The sequence below is a fragment of the Streptomyces sp. A0592 genome (genome assembly GCF_004795115.1).
Classification (GTDB): Bacteria; Actinomycetota; Actinomycetes; order Streptomycetales; family Streptomycetaceae; genus Streptomyces; species Streptomyces erythrochromogenes.
The window spans coordinates 316,377-334,413 of the sequence record NZ_SSBM01000002.1; the positions used below are offsets into that span (position 1 = coordinate 316,377).

The 18,037-nt window shown below is 73.1% G+C and carries 15 protein-coding genes; 12 read left to right on the forward strand and 3 right to left on the reverse strand.

The features are described 5' to 3' along the window. The first annotated feature begins 166 nt into the window (after positions 1–166). Together E6U81_RS04630 and E6U81_RS04635 are read left to right on the forward strand one after the other, a co-directional pair. Positions 167–1,846: a carboxylesterase family protein gene (locus E6U81_RS04630; protein WP_136228768.1), complete on the forward strand. Its 1,680-nt coding sequence runs from the start codon at positions 167–169 to the stop codon at positions 1,844–1,846. 132 nt (positions 1,847–1,978) lie between these two features. Continuing rightward, positions 1,979–2,842 carry a MerR family transcriptional regulator gene (locus tag E6U81_RS04635; RefSeq protein ID WP_136228769.1) on the forward strand — a complete coding sequence of 288 codons (864 nt, stop codon included), beginning with the start codon at positions 1,979–1,981 and terminating at the stop codon, positions 2,840–2,842. A gap of 123 nt (positions 2,843–2,965) precedes the next feature. Here E6U81_RS04635 and E6U81_RS04640 read toward each other — a convergent pair whose 3' ends face one another. Then, positions 2,966–3,697, reverse strand: coding sequence for an SDR family NAD(P)-dependent oxidoreductase (locus E6U81_RS04640; RefSeq protein ID WP_136228770.1), 732 nt, complete (start codon positions 3,695–3,697; stop codon positions 2,966–2,968). A 95-nt stretch (positions 3,698–3,792) separates the two neighbouring features. Here E6U81_RS04640 and E6U81_RS04645 point away from each other — a divergent pair, with 95 nt between their 5' ends. Continuing rightward, a complete protein-coding gene (locus E6U81_RS04645; RefSeq protein ID WP_136228771.1) occupies positions 3,793–4,644 on the forward strand; it encodes a LysR family transcriptional regulator in 852 nt (283 codons plus the stop codon). Between the two features lie 141 nt (positions 4,645–4,785). On the opposite strand, the gene E6U81_RS41645 is transcribed toward E6U81_RS04645, so the two are convergent. After that, positions 4,786–5,115: a hypothetical protein gene (locus E6U81_RS41645; protein WP_136228772.1), complete on the reverse strand. Its 330-nt coding sequence runs from the start codon at positions 5,113–5,115 to the stop codon at positions 4,786–4,788. Positions 5,116–5,490: 375 nt separating this feature from the next. Between E6U81_RS41645 and E6U81_RS04655 the strand changes: the two genes are divergently transcribed. The 5 genes from E6U81_RS04655 (at position 5,491) to E6U81_RS41895 (ending at position 8,392) form a co-directional block, all read left to right on the forward strand. Next, on the forward strand, positions 5,491–6,369 hold the full coding sequence (locus E6U81_RS04655; protein WP_136228773.1) for a heavy metal-binding domain-containing protein: 879 nt from the start codon (positions 5,491–5,493) through the stop codon (positions 6,367–6,369). 1 nt (position 6,370) lies between these two features. Continuing rightward, a complete protein-coding gene (locus E6U81_RS04660) occupies positions 6,371–7,234 on the forward strand; it encodes a heavy metal-binding domain-containing protein (RefSeq protein ID WP_206309835.1) in 864 nt (287 codons plus the stop codon). Next, positions 7,227–7,619: a hypothetical protein gene (locus tag E6U81_RS04665; protein WP_136228774.1), complete on the forward strand. Its 393-nt coding sequence runs from the start codon at positions 7,227–7,229 to the stop codon at positions 7,617–7,619. Before E6U81_RS04660 ends, E6U81_RS04665 begins: the two co-directional genes overlap by 8 nt. Positions 7,620–7,919: 300 nt before the next feature. Then, a complete protein-coding gene (locus tag E6U81_RS41890; protein WP_346766122.1) occupies positions 7,920–8,156 on the forward strand; it encodes a GNAT family N-acetyltransferase in 237 nt (78 codons plus the stop codon). Beyond that, positions 8,156–8,392, forward strand: a complete 237-nt coding sequence (locus tag E6U81_RS41895) for a GNAT family N-acetyltransferase (protein WP_346766125.1) — start codon at positions 8,156–8,158, stop codon at positions 8,390–8,392. The genes E6U81_RS41890 and E6U81_RS41895 overlap by 1 nt, the downstream gene beginning before the upstream one ends. A 125-nt stretch (positions 8,393–8,517) precedes the next feature. Here E6U81_RS41895 and E6U81_RS04675 read toward each other — a convergent pair whose 3' ends face one another. Continuing rightward, the gene (locus E6U81_RS04675; protein WP_136228775.1) at positions 8,518–9,291 is read right to left on the reverse strand and encodes a maleylpyruvate isomerase family mycothiol-dependent enzyme; all 774 of its coding nucleotides are present in this window, start codon (positions 9,289–9,291) and stop codon (positions 8,518–8,520) included. 471 nt (positions 9,292–9,762) lie between these two features. On the opposite strand from E6U81_RS04675, the gene E6U81_RS04680 reads away from it, so the two are divergent. The 4 genes from E6U81_RS04680 (at position 9,763) to E6U81_RS04695 (ending at position 18,036) form a co-directional block, all read left to right on the forward strand. After that, complete coding sequence (locus E6U81_RS04680; RefSeq protein ID WP_240803629.1) at positions 9,763–11,073, forward strand: MFS transporter; 1,311 nt, start codon at positions 9,763–9,765, stop codon at positions 11,071–11,073. Between the two features lie 82 nt (positions 11,074–11,155). Continuing rightward, positions 11,156–12,469, forward strand: a complete 1,314-nt coding sequence (locus E6U81_RS04685; RefSeq protein ID WP_136228777.1) for a condensation domain-containing protein — start codon at positions 11,156–11,158, stop codon at positions 12,467–12,469. Between the two features lie 438 nt (positions 12,470–12,907). After that, positions 12,908–16,093, forward strand: coding sequence for a non-ribosomal peptide synthetase (locus tag E6U81_RS04690; RefSeq protein ID WP_136228778.1), 3,186 nt, complete (start codon positions 12,908–12,910; stop codon positions 16,091–16,093). Further along, a complete protein-coding gene (locus E6U81_RS04695) occupies positions 16,093–18,036 on the forward strand; it encodes a non-ribosomal peptide synthetase (protein ID WP_136228779.1) in 1,944 nt (647 codons plus the stop codon). The genes E6U81_RS04690 and E6U81_RS04695 overlap by 1 nt, the downstream gene beginning before the upstream one ends. Position 18,037 lies beyond the last annotated feature (1 nt).

An 18,037-nucleotide genomic window follows, 5' to 3' on the forward strand; every position in this document is an offset into this window, starting at 1 on the left:
GAGGTTCTAGCGTATTGATCGCTGAGGGGCGGCCCAGCCCCCGTTCCCACAGCTCAGAGCTCCTTCAGGCCCGGCCGGACCGGTGCGGCCGCCTACGGCCGCGTGCCACCGAGTCCCGCACCGAGCCGTCCCCGACCGAAGAACGGTGGTACGTATGCCCCCGACCATGACAGCGCCGCGTCCGCACGGAAGAGCCGGACTTCGCCTGCCGCTCCTCACCTTGCTGTGCACGGTGGCACTGCTGTCGGCCACCGCCGTGCCCGCGGCCGGCGCGGGCCCCGGGTCCCCCGACTCCGAGAAGCAGGGACGTACGGTCGTACGGACACAGCAGGGCCTGGTGCGCGGCGTGTCCCACGACTCGTACACCGCCTTCGACGGCATCCCCTATGCCGCGCCGCCGACCGGACCACTGCGCTGGCGTGCCCCCGTGCCCGCCGCCGCGTGGCAGGGTGTCCGGGACGCCACGAGGCCCGCTGAACGCTGTGTGCAGATGCCGACACCAGGTGCGGGCACGGTCATCGGCTCGGAGGACTGCCTCTACCTCAACGTCACGGTCCCGGCGGCGAAGCGGGCAGCGAAGAAGCGGCCCGTGCTGGTGTGGATGCACGGCGGTGCGTTCCTGGGCGGTTCCGGCAGTGACTACAGCGCCGAACGGCTGGCGGTCCAGGGTGACGCCATCGTCGTCACGGTCAACTACCGCTTGGGGATCTTCGGTTACTTCGGCCACTCCGGCCTGGGCGCCGCCCCGCCGTTCGGTTTGGCGGACCAGCAGGCCGCCCTGCGCTGGGTGCGGGCGAACGCCGCGCGCTTCGGCGGCGATCCGGGCAGTGTCACGCTGTTCGGCGAGTCCGCAGGCGCCCTCAGCATCTGTGCCCACCTCACCTCGCCGACGGCCGCCGGACTCTTCCAACGGGCCGTCCTCCAGAGCGGTTCCTGCCACACGTCCTTCCCGCGCGGTGCGCTCGCCCCCGGAACACCGGCGTACGAGCCGTTCGCCTCACAGGCCGACGTCCAGACGGCCGGTGCGGAAGCCGCCCGCCAACTGGGCTGTACCGAGGGCAGCAGGGACGAAGTCCTGGCGTGCCTGCGCGGACAGAGCACGGATCGTCTCGCCACCGCGCAGCTGATGCAGTCATTCAACCGGCCCGCCTTCGGCAACGGACTGCTGCCCGTGGCGCCTGCCCAGGCGCTGGCATCCGGGCGCTTCCACCGCATGCCGGTCATCCTGGGCACCAACCACGATGAGATGCGCATGTTCGTCGGCCTGTCGCTCGCCGCCTTCCCGATCCACACCGAGGCCGACTACCGAGCCCGCCTGGCGGAGGCCTTCGGGGCCGCGGCCCCGGCCGTCGAGGCACGGTATCCGGCAGCACACCATCCCTCTCCCGCGCTGGCCTGGGCGGCGGTGCTGACCGATCGGTCCTTCACGTGCACCACGCTGGCAGCCGCCCGGGCCATCGCGGCGCACGCCCCCGGCGTCCCGCTCTACGGCTACGAGTTCAACGATCAGGACGCTCCCGCCCTCGCCGGCCTGCCGGCGAACCAGGGCTTCCCGTACGGTGCGGCGCACGGCTTCGAGATGCCCTACCTGTTCACCGCGTTCCCCACCGAACGACCGCTGGACGACGGCCAGCGCGCCCTGTCGGACCGCATGGCCGGGTACTGGACGAACTTCGCGCGCACCGGTAACCCGAACACCCCCGACGCCCCGTTCTGGCCCGTCCTCCGCGCTTCTTCACCGCACGCGGCATCGGTGCAGTCGCTGGCTCCGGGACCGGGGGGAATCCACCCCGTCGACGCCCATTCCGCACACGGATGCTCGTTCTGGGACGGCCTGTCCTCGTGAGACGCCCGTGAGACGCCCGCGCGATTCCGGGCGGGCAGGAGTGCAGGCGCGCCCACGACGGAGAGGCTTGCATGTGCCATAGCGGCATGTGGTCCAGTAGGCGGCGAGCACGAGATCGAGAGGTTCCCTCGCATGCCCCTTCCTGCGATTCCCCGCCGGGTCAAGATCGGTGATGCCGCCGCGTTCGCCGGGACCACACCCCGCGCCATCCGCCATTACCACGCCATCGGGCTCCTCCCCGAACCGGAACGCGGGAGAGATGACCGCCGGCGCTACGGATACGACGACATGACCCGCCTGCTGTGGATCCGCAGGATGGCCGATGCGGGTATCCCCCTGGATGACATCCACGCCGCCTTCAGGGGGGCCACCGACATCGAGCAGTCCCTGGTACGCCTGGAGGAGTCCCTCGCGTCCAAGGCGGCCGCCATCGAGGCCCAGCGGGCCGCCGTGAACCGTCTCCGCGAGGTGGGCAGCCCCCTGGGCCTGCTCTCACCGCTGGTCACTGGCCGCCTGCACGGTCTACCGCCCGGAGCCCTGCGCTCCGCCGACCTGGACACCCTCCTGGTCACGGAGCGCATCTTCGGCCCGCTGGGCGCCGCCATCCAGGCCGGCCGGTTCATCGTCCTGGCCACCCACCCCGAGCTGCGGGCCGAGGAGGACCGGCTGGCCGAGGCCGAGGCGGCCCTGGACGACGGCATGTCCACCGACGACCCCCGCATCGAAGACCTGGCCGTGCAGCGATGTGTTCACGAGGCCGCCCTGGCAGCCGCCGGCGAAAGTTCCGGCCTGGAAGAGGCCCTCAATGTCCTCCTGGACCGGGAGGACGACCACGCCGGCGAGGAAGGGGACGGGGCGGTGCGGATGAGCGCGATGGAGGCCATCGGCAAGATGCCGTACGACTTCTCCCCGGCCCGCGTCCGGTACGAGGAACGTGTCCTCGAACTGCTTCACTCGGCCGATCAGGACGGCGACACGGCCCCACGAACCTGCTGACTGGCGTCGGCGCGCACCGGCCTGGTGGCCACCTGCTCCGACTGCCGGCCCAGTCGTCAGGGACCCGTTCGAGAGGGGTGGGCGCAGCGGCCTCAGGCCTGGCGGACGATGGCCGCAGGCACATCACCAGGGCACTGCGCCGGCGTCGTCGAAGAACTGTCCGGTCGGGCCGTCGTCGGGCAGGGTCGCGAGCCGGATGGCGATCGCCGCGCCCTCTTCGGGGGTGCGCACGCCGCGGAAGCCGTTGAGGTCGGTGGCGACGTAGCCGGGGCAGCCGGTGTTGATCAGGATGTTCGTGCGGCCCAGCTCCCGGGCGTACTGGAGCGTGACCGCGTTCAGGAACGTCTTCGACGGCGCGTACGCCGCGGACACCGGACCTGCCGTCTGCTCGGCGGCGGGTCCTGACTGCCGGGTGAGGGAGCCGACGCTGCTGGACATGTTCACGATCCGCGGTGAGGCGGAGCGGCGCAGCAGCGGCAGCATCGCGTTGGTGACGCGGATGACGCCGATCACGTTGGTGTCCACGACCGTGTGGAGGGTGGCGGGGTCGATCCGAGTGGGCTCCTGTGGCATGGCGCCTGTGATGGCGGCGTTGTTGACGAGGACGTCGAGGCGTCCTGCGTGTTCGTCGATCAGCTGTGCGGCGGCGGTCGCGCTCGCGTCGTCGGTCACGTCCAGCGGTACGGCGAACGCGTCGATGCCGGCGGCGCGCAGTTTCTCCACCGCGGCGCCTCGGCGCTGCTCGTCGCGGGCGCCGACGCCGACGCTCCAACCGAGGGCGCCCAGGCCTGCGGCGATCTCGTAGCCGATTCCCTTGTTCGCGCCGGTGACCAGCGCGATCGTTCGTTCAGTCATGGGGACGATGCTGCCCTCGTGCCTCGGCCGGGGTCCAAGACCGATCGGGTACCCGGCGATACCGTCAGGGTATTGATCCGGGATAGCGTGGCCGGATGGAGACCCGGGAACTGCGGTATTTCGTCGCTGTCGCTGAAGAGCTGCACTTCGGGCGTGCCGCGCAGCGGCTTGGGATCGCGCAGCCACCGCTGTCACGGGCGATCCAGCGGCTCGAACGCCGACTCGGGGCAGTGCTGTTGGATCGGACCAGTCGCGCGGTCACGCTGACCGAGGCAGGCTCGGTGCTGTTGGTCGAAGGCCGGGCGGCACTCGACGCGGTCGAGGCCGCCGAGCGCCGGACCCGCCGCGCCGCCCGTTCTACGACCGGCCGCCCCGGCCTGGTCCTGGTCACGAAGGCCAGCGCGTCCAGGGACCTGCTGGCGAGACTGCTCGACGCGTATGCCGCCGCACCCGGCGCGGTCCCCGTCGACGTCATCCTGTGCGGTCCGGGCGAGCAGCAGCGACTCCTGCGCGAGGGCCGGGCCGACGTCGCGCTGCTGCACCGGCCGTTCGACTCGACGGCCGGATTCCACACCGAAGAGCTCAGCACGGAGGGCCAGGTCGTGGTCCTGCCGGCCGGGCACCCGCTCACCGCGCGGGCCCATGTCCACATGGCCGACATCACCGGGCTACCGGGCCTGCCCCTCCCGCGATGGCCCGACTCCGACGGCGCCTACCCGCCCGGCCCCGGCCCGCGGGTCCGCGACCACGCGCAGCTGTTGCAGCTCGTCGCGCTCGGCCGAGCCTGTGCGGTCTCACCGGAGTCGTGCCGGGCCCAACTGCACGAAGACCTCGTCGCCGTGCCCGTGCTGGACGCGCCGACAGTCACCACCCTGATCGCCTGGCCACCGCACAGCCGGTCCCTGGCCGTCGCCGATCTCATCCGGACTGCGACACGTCTCCAGTAGCCTCCACGCGCCCGACCAGGCCCCGCCCATCGCGGCCCGGCCCAGGCGCCGGATCCCGGTGGGCGCACGCGGTTGGTGCCCGTCCGTGCGACGAGGCGGCATCCATTCCCGACCCACGCCCCGGACCGTCCACGTCATGTCCTAGCCGGCGTCGAGGGACACAAGTGTGGTGCCGTCATCGGCGTGGCGCGCCGTCAGTGCGATGTCCGCAGCGCCTTCGTTGGAGCGGTCCATGCGGTCTCGCATCACGTCCACGCAGAGGTCGTCCTCGCAGGAACCCCGGAGGAAAGCGAGCTGTGGGACGGTGCGGGCGCAGCCGGGGGCGGGCGAGCTGCCGGTGCCTCCGCCCGGCAGACCGGTGGGGGTTCTGCTCGGCTGCGGGGCGGGGGTGTTCGGGGCCGGGGTGCCCGGGTGGGGGGTGCTCGGCGGGACCGGCGTGGGGCGGGTGGTGGCCGGGGCGGACGGTCCCACGGTGGGTGAGGTAGTGGGGGAGGGGACGGGGCCGGGGGCGTCGTCGGCGTTGACGGGCCCGGCGAATAAGGCGAGGACGGCGGCGGCACAGGTGGCGACGGCGGCGGCCGGTATCAGCTTGCGGTTCATGGTTCCCTCTCGGGTCGGCATGCCCCCGCCCCAGCGGGACGGGGGAAGTCACTCAGGACATCAGGACCTGCGGCTCATCCTGGCATCCGAAGATCCACAGTGGCGTCGTGCCCACGGCACGCAGGCGGACAGGGCGACAGGCGCCCGCCGCTCGTGATCGCCGCTTCGCCGGTTCCGCCGATGGCATAAGCTGCCGAACGGGGGCGCGATCCGCGCAGGAAGCCGAGAGACCGATGGCGGGGGTCGATGACGCATCCGGACAAGGCCGGTCGGCTGGCTGTCAGCGCCGGAGGCAGGGCGACGCCGCGGTCGGGCGCCACCTGGGACTCGGCGCTGTCGAGCGAGGAGTTCGCCGCGATCGGCGGTGTCGGGTTCGAGCCGGTCGGGCAGGTGCTCGGTACGGCCGTCTTCAACATCGGGTACACGGGTGTCTGGGGCTGCCCGGGTAATTGGGCGGTCACCGACGACAACAACCCGGTGCCGTCATCGAGATGGGCGTCTTCCCTGTCGCAGCAGGTGAAGACCCTGTACGCGGCGCGCCGGACGGCTCTGGCCCGCGCGGTGGCCGAATGCGCGGCGCTCGGCGGCGACGGCATCGTCGGCGTGGAACTGCAGGTCGGCGCATTCCCGGCCGGTGGCTTGGAGTTCACGGTGCGGGGCACCGCGGTCCGGGCCCGCTCGCGCATCCGGCCGCGCGCGCCCTTCACGTCGCACCTCGACGGCCAGGACTTCGCCAGGCTCGTGCACGCCGGGTGGGTTCCCGTCGCACTCGCCTTCGGTGTCGCCTTCGCGATCCGGCACGACGACTGGCGCACCTCCTTCCGGATCCCGTTCGCCGCCCGGAACCAAGAGGTCGACTGCTACACCCAACTGATCGGCCACGTCCGCCGGGAGGCCCGCAAGCAGCTGGTCCTCGACACGGAGAAGCACGGCGGCGACGGGGTGGTGGTCGACGACCTGGAGTTGCGCGTGGGCGAGAGCGAGTGCCCCTCCTACGGGTCGACGCGCGACCTGACCGCCGAGGCGGTCTTCGTCGGCACCTCCATCGCCCGGTTCGGCCGCTCCGAGCGGCCCGCCGGCACCAGACCACCGCTGACCATCATGAGACTGGAGCGAGAGAGCTGAGATGACCGAACGTACGGGGCGGGACGTGATCGGGGAAGCCGCGCAGCCGGCGGCACAGGACGCGGCCGAGGGCGCCATGCGCCGGCTCGCGCGACTCCAGCCGGGGGAGAAGGGCTCGCTCTTCACCTCGGACCTGACGGTGAACGAGTTCCTGCTGGTGCGCGAGGCCGGTTTCCGCCCGCTCGGCCTGGTCCTCGGTGCCTCCGTCCACCACGTCGGCCTGCAGCTCGGCCGGTGGTCGAAGAACCAGGAACTGACCAAGCTGTCCCAGGCCATGTACCACGCACGCGAGCTCGCGATGAGCCGGATGGAGGCCGAGGCGAGCGCCCTGGGGGCGGACGGGATCGTGGGCGTGCGGCTGGACGTCGAGTTCAAGGAGTTCGGGTCGGACATCGCGGAGTTCATCGCGGTCGGCACGGCCGTGAAGGCGGACGGTGCGGACCCGGGAGCGGGCGGGACCTGGCTCAACAACAAGGGCAAGCCGTTCACCTCCGACCTGTCCGGCCAGGAGTTCTGGACGCTGATCCGGGCCGGCTACGCGCCGCTGGACCTGGTCATGGGGTCGTGCGTCTACCACGTGGCACACCAGCGCCTCACGCAGGTACTGGGCAACGCGGGTCGCAACGTCGAGATCGAGCCGTTCACCCAGGCGCTCTACGACGCGCGCGAACTGGCCATGAGCCGTATGCGGGCGGAGGGCGAGGCCCTGGAGGCCGAAGGCATCGTCGCCGTGCAGCTCAAGCAGCACACACACGGCTGGGGAGGCCACACCACGGAGTTCTTCGCCATCGGGACAGCGGTGCGTCCGCTGCGCGACGACCACGTCATCGACCGGCCGACCGTGGTGGTGAGCCTCGATGGCTGAGACGGACGTGGAACTGCTGGCCGCGGCGTTGCGGCGGGACAGCGCGGACCTGAACCTGTACGCGCAGGTGCTGTCGGCGAACCTGGCGGATTCGCTGCCGACCGGCGCCGTGCGGGTCCGGCGCAGGCGTTCCCTCGCGGAACGGGTGGCCGGGCGCGAGGGTTCCGTCGTGGAGCTGGACGTCGCACTCGGGGAGCAGCGGCTCGCACTGCGCCTGGATCGCGGGCGAGTGGTCGGGGAGGTACTGCACGAGGTCCGGGGCATCGTGCTCTCCCGGCGCGAAGTGGAACTGGACGAGTGGGTCGACGCCCTGGCCCGGTCCCTGGCGAACGCCGCGGCCTCGAATGCCCGCGCCCGCGAGGCCCTGGAGCGCTTTCTGGCCTGAGCGCCGTCCCGTACGGGTCCGTACCCCCTGGGGAGAGCCCCTTCTAGGGAGTCCTATGGTCAGGGCACCCCAACTCCCGGGTCGCGTGCGCGCTCCCGGCCCTCACCGGCCCCTGCCCGCCGAGCAGAAACGGAACCCGTATGAGACCCGAGTCCACTTCCCTCGTCCCCGCGCGCGCGGACATGCATGACCGAGACCGTTGAAGGCTTCGGCACGGTCCGGTTCACCCCGGTCGATCCCGCCGCGGACTCCGCCGTGCTGCACTCCTGAGTCGTCGAGGAGCGCGCACAGTTCTGGGGCATGAACGGCGCCGGCCGGGAACTGGTCCAGGAGATCTACGAGGACGTGGACCGGCGCGACACGCACCACGCGTACATGGTCCGGCTGGACGACGAGCCGGTGGCGCTCTTCCAGACGTACGAGCCCACCGAGGACCGGGTCAGCCACTGCTGCGAGGTGCGGGAGGGCGACATCGGCGTCCACCTGATGCTGGCCCCGGCGGCGGGCGGCCGCGGCCCGGATTCAGCAGGACCCTGATCGGGTCGCTCACCCGGTTCGCCTTCCGCGACCCGGCCGTGCTGCGCGCGGTGGCCGAGCCCGACGCCTCCAGCGCCAAGGCGCTCGCGCTCCTGAACCGGCTCGGCTTCGTGCGGCACAGCGAGATCACCCTCCCGGAGATCGACCTGCTCGAGGTGTACCTCCCGGAGAAGCGGGCCGTGCTCGCGTTCCTCGACCACCCCGCCGTACTCCCGCCTGCCGTCGGCCACGCCTGACCGCCTGGGCGGCGCCGCGCCGCGCTCCGTCGCACAGATGGCGCGCGGCGCCCGCGGACGCCCCTTCAGCCGTTGAACTGCAGGCCCGGAGGCTGCCCGGAGCCGCGGAACGGCGCTGTTGCGCGTTACGCGTTCGGGTCCCATTCTGCGAGCTGCTCCATCGGCTCGGTGTCGCCGGTGTTCTCCAAGGCGTCGAGCGGGACGCGCGCGTACAAGTAGAGGACCAGTTCGCTCGCTGTGCCCCGCGTCGCCATGTCGCCCGGCTCCGCGTGGGCGGCGAGGTCGTCGCAGCGGACGCCGTCGGCGTCGAGGGTCAGGCGCCAGGAGCGGCCCTCGGTCGCGTGCAGGTCGATGGTCGCCGGCTTGAACGGCCAGGGGACGGTCGTCGCGGCGACCGTCGTCAGGAACTCGTCGACACCCTCGACCGCGACGTCCGCCGGCAGCGGCTGTGCGGCTCCCTGGGTGAGCTGGACGTCGTAGGTGTGGACGGCGAGCTCCTGGATCTGGTGCCGGGCCACGGCTCCGCTGGTCTCCGGGGCCTGCGAGAGGCCCCACCAGGTCCAGCAACCGCGGTCAGGGCCGGCCTCGCGAATCGCGTCGAGCATGAGCTCGGTCGACTCGGCGAGCCAGGCGTCCAGGGCTTCGCGGTCGCGGGGCGCGGTCGGGGCGCCCTTCGGGTCCGTCCTCGCCGGGGGTTCGGCGCCCGGGCCGGCCGCGACGATGGCGGCCTGGCGGCGGCGGCCGTCACCGAGGTGCTGCGCCAGTTCGCGCAAGGTCCAGTCGGGGCAGGTCGGGACCTGGACGTCAAGGGCGGGGGCGGACGCGATCGCCGCGCGGAAGGCGGCCGAGCGGTCTTCGATCAGCCGCAGGACCTGGGGGAACTTCACGGTGTTCTGCACCTCGGTTGTGTATCACGGTGCTCCGGCCGCCCGGTAGCGGATTTGTCGCGTGGCGCTGCACCACTGACCGGGGCCGTGCAGCGCTTGCCATAGGGGGCGTTGGGGGACGTCATGCGACAACTGCCTCTATTTCAGACGGTGTTCATAACGGACGGAATGTGTGCCTCCGCAGGCGCACGGTTACGGATGAACCTTTTCGGTCAGGGTGGAACCGGTTACTCAGGGTAAGTGGGATCGCCCGCCGCCTCGCCGTGTCCCCTGTTCCCCCTTGCCCCGTCTGCCGCGCGCCGTGTGCGGAAACGACGGGAATTCACGCTGCCTTACCCCGAGTAGTGCGAAAAATTTCCCGATCCATGACCGAAGGGCCGCAAAACAAGTCCGAAAGTGACAGGTTTGCTTTGACTCTTGATCGATGGATCCGTGAATGTCGTTCACATGTCCGACACATCCGGAGCCGCCAGAGGTGGCCCCATGCGCTTGCGCGACTTCCGACTGTTGCTCGCCGGAGCCGCCACGGGACAGTTCGGTGCCCAGGTGACGCTGGTGGCGCTGCCGCTCGTGGCCGTTCTCGTACTCGACGCCCCCGCCTTCCAGGTGGGCCTCCTGACCGCCGCCGAGACCGCCGCCTTCCTGCTCGTCGGGCTGCCCGCCGGGGCGCTCACCGACCGCATGCGCAAACGGCCCCTGATGATCCGCGCCGACCTGGTGCGCGCCGGGGCCATGGCGAGCATCCCCGCCGCCGCGCTCGGCGGCGTCCTGACCATGGCCCAGCTGTACGTCGTCGCGCTCGTGACCGGCGTGGCGACCGTGTTCTTCGACGTAGCCCATCAGAGCTACCTGCCGCAGATCCTGCCCCGTGAGCAGCTCGTGGCCGGCAACGGCGCGCTGGAGACGGTCCGTTCCACCGCGCACGTGACCGGCCCCGGCATCGGCGGCGGACTGGTCCAGCTCGTCGGTGCGCAGTTCGCGGTCATCGTCGACGCCGTCGGCTACGTACTCTCCGCCCTGTTCCTGCTCCGCATCGACGAGACCGAGGAAGCACCCGAGCGCACCGCCGGGGGCTCCCTGCGCAAGGAGATCGGCGAGGGCGTCCGCTTCATCCTCGGCCACCCGCTGCTGAGGCTCATCGCCCTCACCACCGGCCTCGCCAACTTCTGCACGGCCGTCCTCATGGCGACCCAGACCGTGCACCTCGTCCGCGTCGTCGGCCTGGAGGCCGGCGGACTCGGCCTGGTGCTGTCCGCGTCGGCCGTGGGAGGCCTCCTCGGCGCCCTGGCCGCCGGACGCATCGCCGCCCGGCTGGGGCAGGCCCGGGTCATCCTCCTGTCCCTCCTCGTGACCGGCCCGTTCGCACTGCTGTGGCCCCTGTCCGGACACGGTGTCGCCGGGGCGGTCCTCTTCGCCGCCGGTTCGGCGGTCGTCTCCTTCGGCGCCGTCGTCTACAACATCGCCCAGGTCAGCTTCCGCCAGGGCATGTGCCCGCCACGCCTGCTCGGCCGGATGAACGCCACCCTGCGCTTCCTCATGTGGGGCACCCTGCCGCTCGGCGCGCTCCTCGGTGGAGCCCTCGCCCAGTCGTACGGGTCGCGCACGGCGCTCGCCTGGTGCGCCGTCGGCATCCTCGCCGTACCCCTGCCGCTGCTGCTCTCCCCGCTGCGCCGGATGCGGGACCTGCCCGCCCCGCAGGACGACGACGGCGCCGAAGCCGCCGCCGCCGGGACACCCCGGGACACCGCCTCCGCCGAAAGCGACGAACGGCCGGCTCCCACACCCGCCGGCTGACCACCGCACCACGGCGCCCGGGGGAGCGCCGCCACAGCCGCCGCAGCGTTCCGCGCGACGCGGCCACGACGAAGAGGACCACGTGCTCAGCATCACCAGTCAGTACCTGGCCCGTTACCGGCGTCTCGCCGGCGACCGGTCCGACACCCTCCTCCCGGTCACCGGGGCACAGCGCCGCTTCGTGCTGGTGCGTGCGCTGGACCCGACGGGACGCCCCGACCTGGTGCCGATGTTCTTCGCGTTCCCGTCCGGAACCATCGACCCCGAACGCCTGCGGGCCGCCGTCCGCAGGCTCGCCGCCCGGCACACCGCCCTGCGCTCCCGCCCCACCGTCGTCCGCGGCACTCCCGTCCTGAGCGTCGCCGCCGATCCGGACGTCAGCATGACCCGGCCGGCCGCCGCCGCACCGGGGGAGTCGCCCGCCGACGCGCTCCGGCGCGTCCTGTCCTCCTGGGATGCGCAGGGCCCCGCCCTGCGCCTCTTCCTGGTGCACGACGAGGAGCGCGAGGAGGACGTCCTCGCCGTCGTCCTGGACCACGCCGTCTGCGACGGCCGCTCACTGGCGCGGATCGTCGACGAACTCGGTGCCGCCTACGCCGAGGAGGCCGCCGGATCGCGCTCCGCACCGGGGGAGACGGAAGCCGAGCTCACCGCCTACCGGGAGGCGGTCCTCGGCCAACTCGCCGCCGAGGAAAAGGCGGAGACACCCGAAGCGGCCGCCTACTGGGCGGACCGACTGCGCACGCTGCACACCCACGCTCCGCAGCCCCGTCCGGCACGCGTACCCGAGGGCGCGAAGCCCAGCGGCGCCGCCCAGGCCCGGCTGCCCGCCCACGACGGCGGCGTGTCCTTCCCCGGGCTGCTCGACGCCTGCCGCTCCGCCGCCCGCGAGCTGTACGGCCCCGACCGGGCCGTCCCGCTCGGCTACCCGTGGGGCGGCCGCCCCACGGGAGCGGAGCCGGTCGTCGGCTGCTTCCTCAACACCCTCGTCTTCCCGGTCGACACCGGCAACGGCCCGGGTGAGGGCCACGGCCCCGGCCCCGAGGCGACGGCCGACGCCTGGTGGGACGACCTCGACCGGGCCGACGTACCCTTCGACGCGGTCGTGGCCGCCGTACGGTCCGCCGGCTCGGGCTGGACCGGGGGCCTCGACGGCCTGCTCACCGTCGACGACGATACGCGCCGCCCGCCGCTCGTGCTGGACGGTGTCGAGGGACGGGAGGTCCACGTCGACGGCAGGCCGGTCCGCGGCCCCTTCGCCGTCTCCGTCACCCAAGGAGCCGAGATCCGGCTGCGGATGGTGTGGGACCGGGCGGTACTCGACGACGAGACCGCGCACCGGGCGTTCGACGCGCTCACCCGGGCTCTGCGCCCCTCGGACCACACCGGCCGGTGAAGCCGGTGCCCCGGGCGGCCCACCCCGCCGCCCGGAAGCCCGCCCGCCGCCGAACGCCCACCCCGCCGCCTGACGCCCGAACGCCCGAACACCCGAACGGCCAAGCGCCGCAGTGGCACGGACGACGCGCGTGCGTCCGCTCCCGCCACCCGATCCGACCGCCGCGACGCAGGAGCCCCGGGCCACCCCCCGGCGCCCCGCCCCACCGCGGCCACCGCGCGGAACCGAAACCGGCACCCGCGAGCGCCGACGCGGCCGCCTGCCGGCCCGCAGCGCCCCATGCCGGGCGCGCCCGCCGCCGCGCACCCCGAGCCTCCCCCCACGGCAATCCCCCCACGCAGAAAACGGCTTCGCGCGACCCGCGAAGCCGCCCCGCACGACCGCCGGACACGACCGTGACCGGTACCGGAGACCGACCCACAACCTCAGGGATCGCCCATGCTTCCCCTCTCCTCCTCGCAGGAGATCGTCTGGCTGCACGAGCAGATGCAGCCCGGCAGTCGCGCCTACAACTTCACCGCATCACTCGACCTGTGGGGCACGCTCGACACCGAGGCCCTGCACAAGGGACTCACCGCCACCCTGGCGCGCCACCCCGGCCTGCGCCTGGAACTCGTCGCCTCCACCGGCTCCGTACCGGCACAGCGGGTCGCGCCGAGTTGCGTACCGAGGCTGCACACGACCGACCTCAGCACGGAGGAGGACCCCGAGGCGGCCTTCGCCCGACTCCTGCGCACCGAGGCCGAGACCCCCCTCGACACCTTCGAGGCACCGCTGATCCGCTGGACCCTCGTCCGGCTGGCCGAGCACCACCACCGACTGGTCCACGTCGAGCACCACCTGATCCACGACGGGCACTCCTTCGCGATCCTGCTCGACGACGTCTTCCGCGTCTACCGCGCCCACGTCCTCGGCGAGACCCTGGAGCTCCCGCCCGCCTCCTCGTACGCGGACCACGTCCGGGACCGCGCCGAAACCGGGTACGCCCCCGAGTCGCTCGACTTCTGGCGGGCCGAACTGCTCGACCAGCAGCACGACATGCCGCTGCCGGGCCTGACCCGCCCCGGTGCACGCCGCCGGCACCACGGCGGACAGCTGCGCCAGACGATCGGCGCCGACCTCGCCGAACGCCTGCGCGGGCACGCCCGGTCCCGCGGCCTCACCCCCTTCGCCACGCTCCTCGGGCTGTTCGCCGAGCTCCTGCGCCGGCACAGCGGCCGCTCCCGGATGGTCATCGGCACCGCCGTCGGCAACCGCCCCCTCGGATACGAGGACGCCGTGGGCATGTTCGTGAACACCATCCCGCTGTCGCTCTCCCTGGACGCCGCCGTCCCCGCCCAGGACACCATGGACGAGGTTACCGACACCCTCATCCGGGCCCTGCCGCACCAGGACGTGCCCGTCCAGGAGCTGACCCGGGCGCTCGGCATGCACACCTCCGGCGCCGACAACCCGCTCTTCTCCGTGATGTTCAGCGCCCACGACGCACCGCTGCCCGAGATCGACGTACCCGGCCTCGACATCACCCTCTTCGAGGGCTTCAACACCGGCACCACCCGCTTCGACCTCGACGTGGTCCTGCTCCCGGACGACCGCCGCGGTGTCACCACGCGCCACGGCGCGCCCGGCATGACACTGGTATGGGACTACGACATGGACCTCTTCGGCGAAGACGTCGCCCGTCTGGTCTCCGGCCGCTTCCTGGACCTGCTGCGCGCCTATCTCGACAGCCCCGGGACGCCGCTGGCCGACCTGGTCCCGACCGCCGTCGAGCCGGCCGCCGAGGCACCGACCGTCCCGGCCGACCGCGATCCGCTGGACCCGGTGGCCGCGCACCACCCGTCGCTGCCCGCCCTGCTGTGCGGCGCCCGCCGCCTCACCTACGGCGAACTCGACGAACGCGTCGGCTCGCTGGCCGAGCGGCTGAAGACCGCCGGCGTGACCCCCGGCCGGCCCGTGGCCGCGGTCCTGCCCAGGGGGACCGACTCGGTCGTCGCCCTGCTCGCCTGCCTGCGGACCGGCGCCGTCTACTGCCCGCTGTCCCCGTCCGACCCGCCGGCCCGCCTCGGCCTGCTGCTGGAACGGCTCGCCCCGGCGCTCGTCCTCACCGGTGACGGCACCCCGGACCTGCCCGAAGGACTGCCGACCGCCCGGATCGACGCCCCGGTGCTGCCGCCCGTGCACGGAACCGCCGAACTGCCCGGTACCGCGTACGTCATCCACACCTCCGGCTCCACCGGTACGCCCAAGCCGGTCGCCGTCGGCCACGCGGCGCTCGTGCACCATCTGACGGCCACCGCCGACCGGTTCGGCCTCACCACCTCGGACCGGGTCCTGATGTTCGCCCAGCCGTCCTTCGACGTGGCTCTGGAAGAGGTGCTGCCGACCCTGCACGCCGGTGCGTGCCTGGTCCTGCCCGAGTACGAGGTGCCCACGGGCGGCGAGCTCGCCGAACTGCTCGGATCGGCCCGGGTGACCGTCGCCAACCTGCCCACCAGCTACTTCCTCGCCACCCGCGAGGACCTGCGCCCCGCGCTGCGCGACGAGAGCTGGACGCCCAGGCTGCTGGTCCTCGGTGGCGAGCGTCTTCCTGCGGAGGCGCTGCGCGGCGTCCTCGCCGACACCGGGGCCACCGTGCTCAACGTGTACGGGGTCACCGAGGCGGCCATCAGCTCGACCGTCCACGAGATCTCCCGCGACGCCCTCGCCGACGGTACCGAGATCCCCCTGGGCACCGAGCTCCCGGGCGAGCGGGTCCACGTACTGGACGCCCACCACCGGCCGCTGCCGTCCGGCGCGGTCGGCGAACTCGCCGTCGCCGGGCCCGGTCTCGCCGAGGGCTACGCGGGCAACGCGGAGGCGACGGCAGCCCGGTTCGTCACCGTCGACGCACTCGACGGGCAGCGCGTCTACCTCACCGGCGACCTCGGCTACCGCGGCCTGGACGGACTGCTGTACTTCCTCGGGCGGCGCGACCACCAGATCAAGCTGCGCGGTCACCGCATCGAGCTGGAGGAGATCGAGGCGGCCGCGTCCGCCGTGCTGGGCGGCCGCTCCTGCGCCGTCGTACTGGACCGGGAGGGCTCCGGCGGGCCCCGGCTCGTCGGCTTCCTCGAGAACGGAGCCGGTGGAACCGACGGCTCCGGCTCGGACTTCGACGAGAAGGCGCTGCACGCCGAGCTGAGCCGCCGCCTGCCCGGCCCCCTCGTGCCGGCCCGTTGGGCACGGCTCGACAGCATGCCGACCCTCGCCGGCGGCAAGCCGGACCGTACGGCCCTGTCCCGCCGCGCGGCGGCCCTCGACCCCGACGGCACCGCGACGCCCGACACCGGGACCACCACCGAGCCCGAGCCGACGGCCACCGCGACGACCGCCGCCACGTCCGACGACCCGATGACGGCTCTGCTCACCGAAGGCTGGCGCAAGGTCCTCGGCCACAGCCGCTTCGACGCCCGCTCCCACTTCTTCCACATCGGGGGCCATTCCCTGCTGGCCGCCGAGCTGGCTGCCTGGCTGGAGCCCCGGCTGGGCGAGCGCCCGCCGCTGAAGGTGCTCTTCCGCAACCCCGTGCTCGCCGACCAGGCCGCCGCCCTCGCCACCACCGCCCTTTCCACGGAGTCGTGATGATCCAGTCCTCGACCGCAGTCGCCCTTCCCACCACGCCCCACGACACCGGGCTCGACACCGGCCCCGACACCGCGCTGAGCATCGCCCACGGCCCGGCCGCCGAACCGAGCAGCGTGCTCGCCCGCTTCGAGGAATGGGCCCGGCGCGCCCCGCAGGCCCCGGCCGTGATCGACTCCACCCGCACCTGGACGTACCAGGACCTCGACGCGGCCGCCTCGAACGCCGCGGCCGCCCTGGGCGACCGCGTCCGGCCGGGTGACCTCGTCGGCGTCTGTCTCGACCGTTCCGCCGCCCTCGTCGTGGCCGCCGTGGCCCTCGCCCGGATCGGCGCCGTCTACCTGCCGCTCGGCCCCCGCCCCGGTGAACGCCGCATCCAGGCCGTCACCGAGGACCTCGACGTCGCCTGCCTCATCGGCGACCCCGGTGTCCTGCCCGCGGACCACCGCGGCGGGCAGCACACCCCGCTGCCGCTGCCCACCGACGGGGTCAACGCCCCCGCCACCGCCGTGGCCGCCTTCGCCGACGCCGTCCGCGGCACCCGGCGCGCACCCGAGGGCGCCCTGTACGCCGTCCTCACCTCCGGTTCCACCGGCCGCCCCAAGGCGGTGGCCGTGGCCGAGACCTCGCTCTCCGTCGCCCTGGACTGGTACCGGTCCGAGACCGGCCTCGCACCGGGCGACCGCCAGTCCCTGCTGATCGGTGTCGCCTTCGACCCGCACCTGCTGGAACTGTGGGCCGCCCTGACCTCGGGAGCCGCCCTCGTCCCGGCCCCGGACGACACCCGCTGGGACAGCCGCGTCCTCACCGACTGGTGGCGTGACAGCGGCCTCACCCACGCCGTGGCGGCCACCCCCACCGTCGAACCGCTCCTGGACCGGCCCTGGCCGCAAGGTCTGGAGCTGCGTCACCTCGTCGTCGGCGGCGACCGCATGCGCCGCCGCCCCGGCGCCGACGTCACCGCCACCGTCCACAACGCCTACGGCCCCGCCGAAGCCACCGTCCTCGCCACCGCGCACACCATGCGCGGCACCGACCCGGAGGCCGGCGACCAGGTCCCGCCCCCCATCGGCACCGCCCTGCCGGGCGTCACCCTCGTCGTCACGGACGACGAAGGCCGCCCGCTCGCCCGCGGGCAGGAAGGCGAACTGCGCGTCGGCGGCCACTGCCTGGCGCTCGGCTACCTCGACCCCGAACTCACCGCCCGCCGGTTCACCCCGCCCCCGGGCGAGCCGGCGCTTGCCGGGATCGACCGCCTCTACCGGACCGGCGACCGGGTACGGATGAACGCCGACGGCGGCCTGGACTTCCTCGGCCGCCTCGACGACCAGGTGAAGATCAGCGGAGTGCGGATCGAACCGGTCGAGGTGGAAGCCGCCTTCGAGCAGGACGCCCGCGTGCGAACCGCCGTCGTCAGCGTGCTGCGCGACGGCTCCGGCCACGGCCGCCTCGTCGCCCACGTACGGCTCGCCGACGGCGTCGACCCGGCGCCCGCGGAACTCCTCGACGCGGTCCGGCCCTGGCTCCCCGAGCAGGCCGTCCCCGCCGCGGTCCGGATCGTCGACGGCTTCCCGCTCGACGCCAACGGCAAGGTGGACCGACCCGCCCTGGCCGCCGAGGCCACCGCCGCGCAGACGCCCGGGACCGACACCGCGGGAGCCCCGGCCGACGCCGATGCCGCCGACGACGCCGACGATGCCACCGCCACCGAGCTGCTGGTCCTGACGACCGTGCGCGACCTCCTCGGCCGTCCCGGCACCGGCCTCGGAGACAACTTCACCGACGCCGGCGGCACCTCGATCATCGCCGCCCGGCTGCTGGCCACCCTCGAACGCGAGACCGGAGTGCGCCTGCGCGCCCCCGAGCTGCTGCGGAGCACCGACCTGCGCGCCTTCGCCGCCCTCATCGACCACCGCCGGACCCCGCGCCCGGAAGGAGCCTGAC

Excerpts from the sequence above, each read along its gene's own strand:
- E6U81_RS04630 (WP_136228768.1), top strand. The coding sequence starts at position 167 with ATGACAGCGCCGCGTCCGCACGGAAGAGCCGGACTTCGCCTGCCGCTC.
- E6U81_RS04635 (WP_136228769.1), top strand. The coding sequence starts at position 1,979 with ATGCCCCTTCCTGCGATTCCCCGCCGGGTCAAGATCGGTGATGCCGCC.
- E6U81_RS04640 (WP_136228770.1), bottom strand. The coding sequence starts at position 3,697 with ATGACTGAACGAACGATCGCGCTGGTCACCGGCGCGAACAAGGGAATC.
- E6U81_RS04645 (WP_136228771.1), top strand. The coding sequence starts at position 3,793 with ATGGAGACCCGGGAACTGCGGTATTTCGTCGCTGTCGCTGAAGAGCTG.
- E6U81_RS04655 (WP_136228773.1), top strand. The coding sequence starts at position 5,491 with ATGACGCATCCGGACAAGGCCGGTCGGCTGGCTGTCAGCGCCGGAGGC.
- E6U81_RS04660 (WP_206309835.1), top strand. The coding sequence starts at position 6,371 with ATGACCGAACGTACGGGGCGGGACGTGATCGGGGAAGCCGCGCAGCCG.
- E6U81_RS04665 (WP_136228774.1), top strand. The coding sequence starts at position 7,227 with ATGGCTGAGACGGACGTGGAACTGCTGGCCGCGGCGTTGCGGCGGGAC.
- E6U81_RS41890 (WP_346766122.1), top strand. The coding sequence starts at position 7,920 with ATGAACGGCGCCGGCCGGGAACTGGTCCAGGAGATCTACGAGGACGTG.
- E6U81_RS04680 (WP_240803629.1), top strand. The coding sequence starts at position 9,763 with ATGCGCTTGCGCGACTTCCGACTGTTGCTCGCCGGAGCCGCCACGGGA.
- E6U81_RS04690 (WP_136228778.1), top strand. The coding sequence starts at position 12,908 with ATGCTTCCCCTCTCCTCCTCGCAGGAGATCGTCTGGCTGCACGAGCAG.
- E6U81_RS04695 (WP_136228779.1), top strand. The coding sequence starts at position 16,093 with ATGATCCAGTCCTCGACCGCAGTCGCCCTTCCCACCACGCCCCACGAC.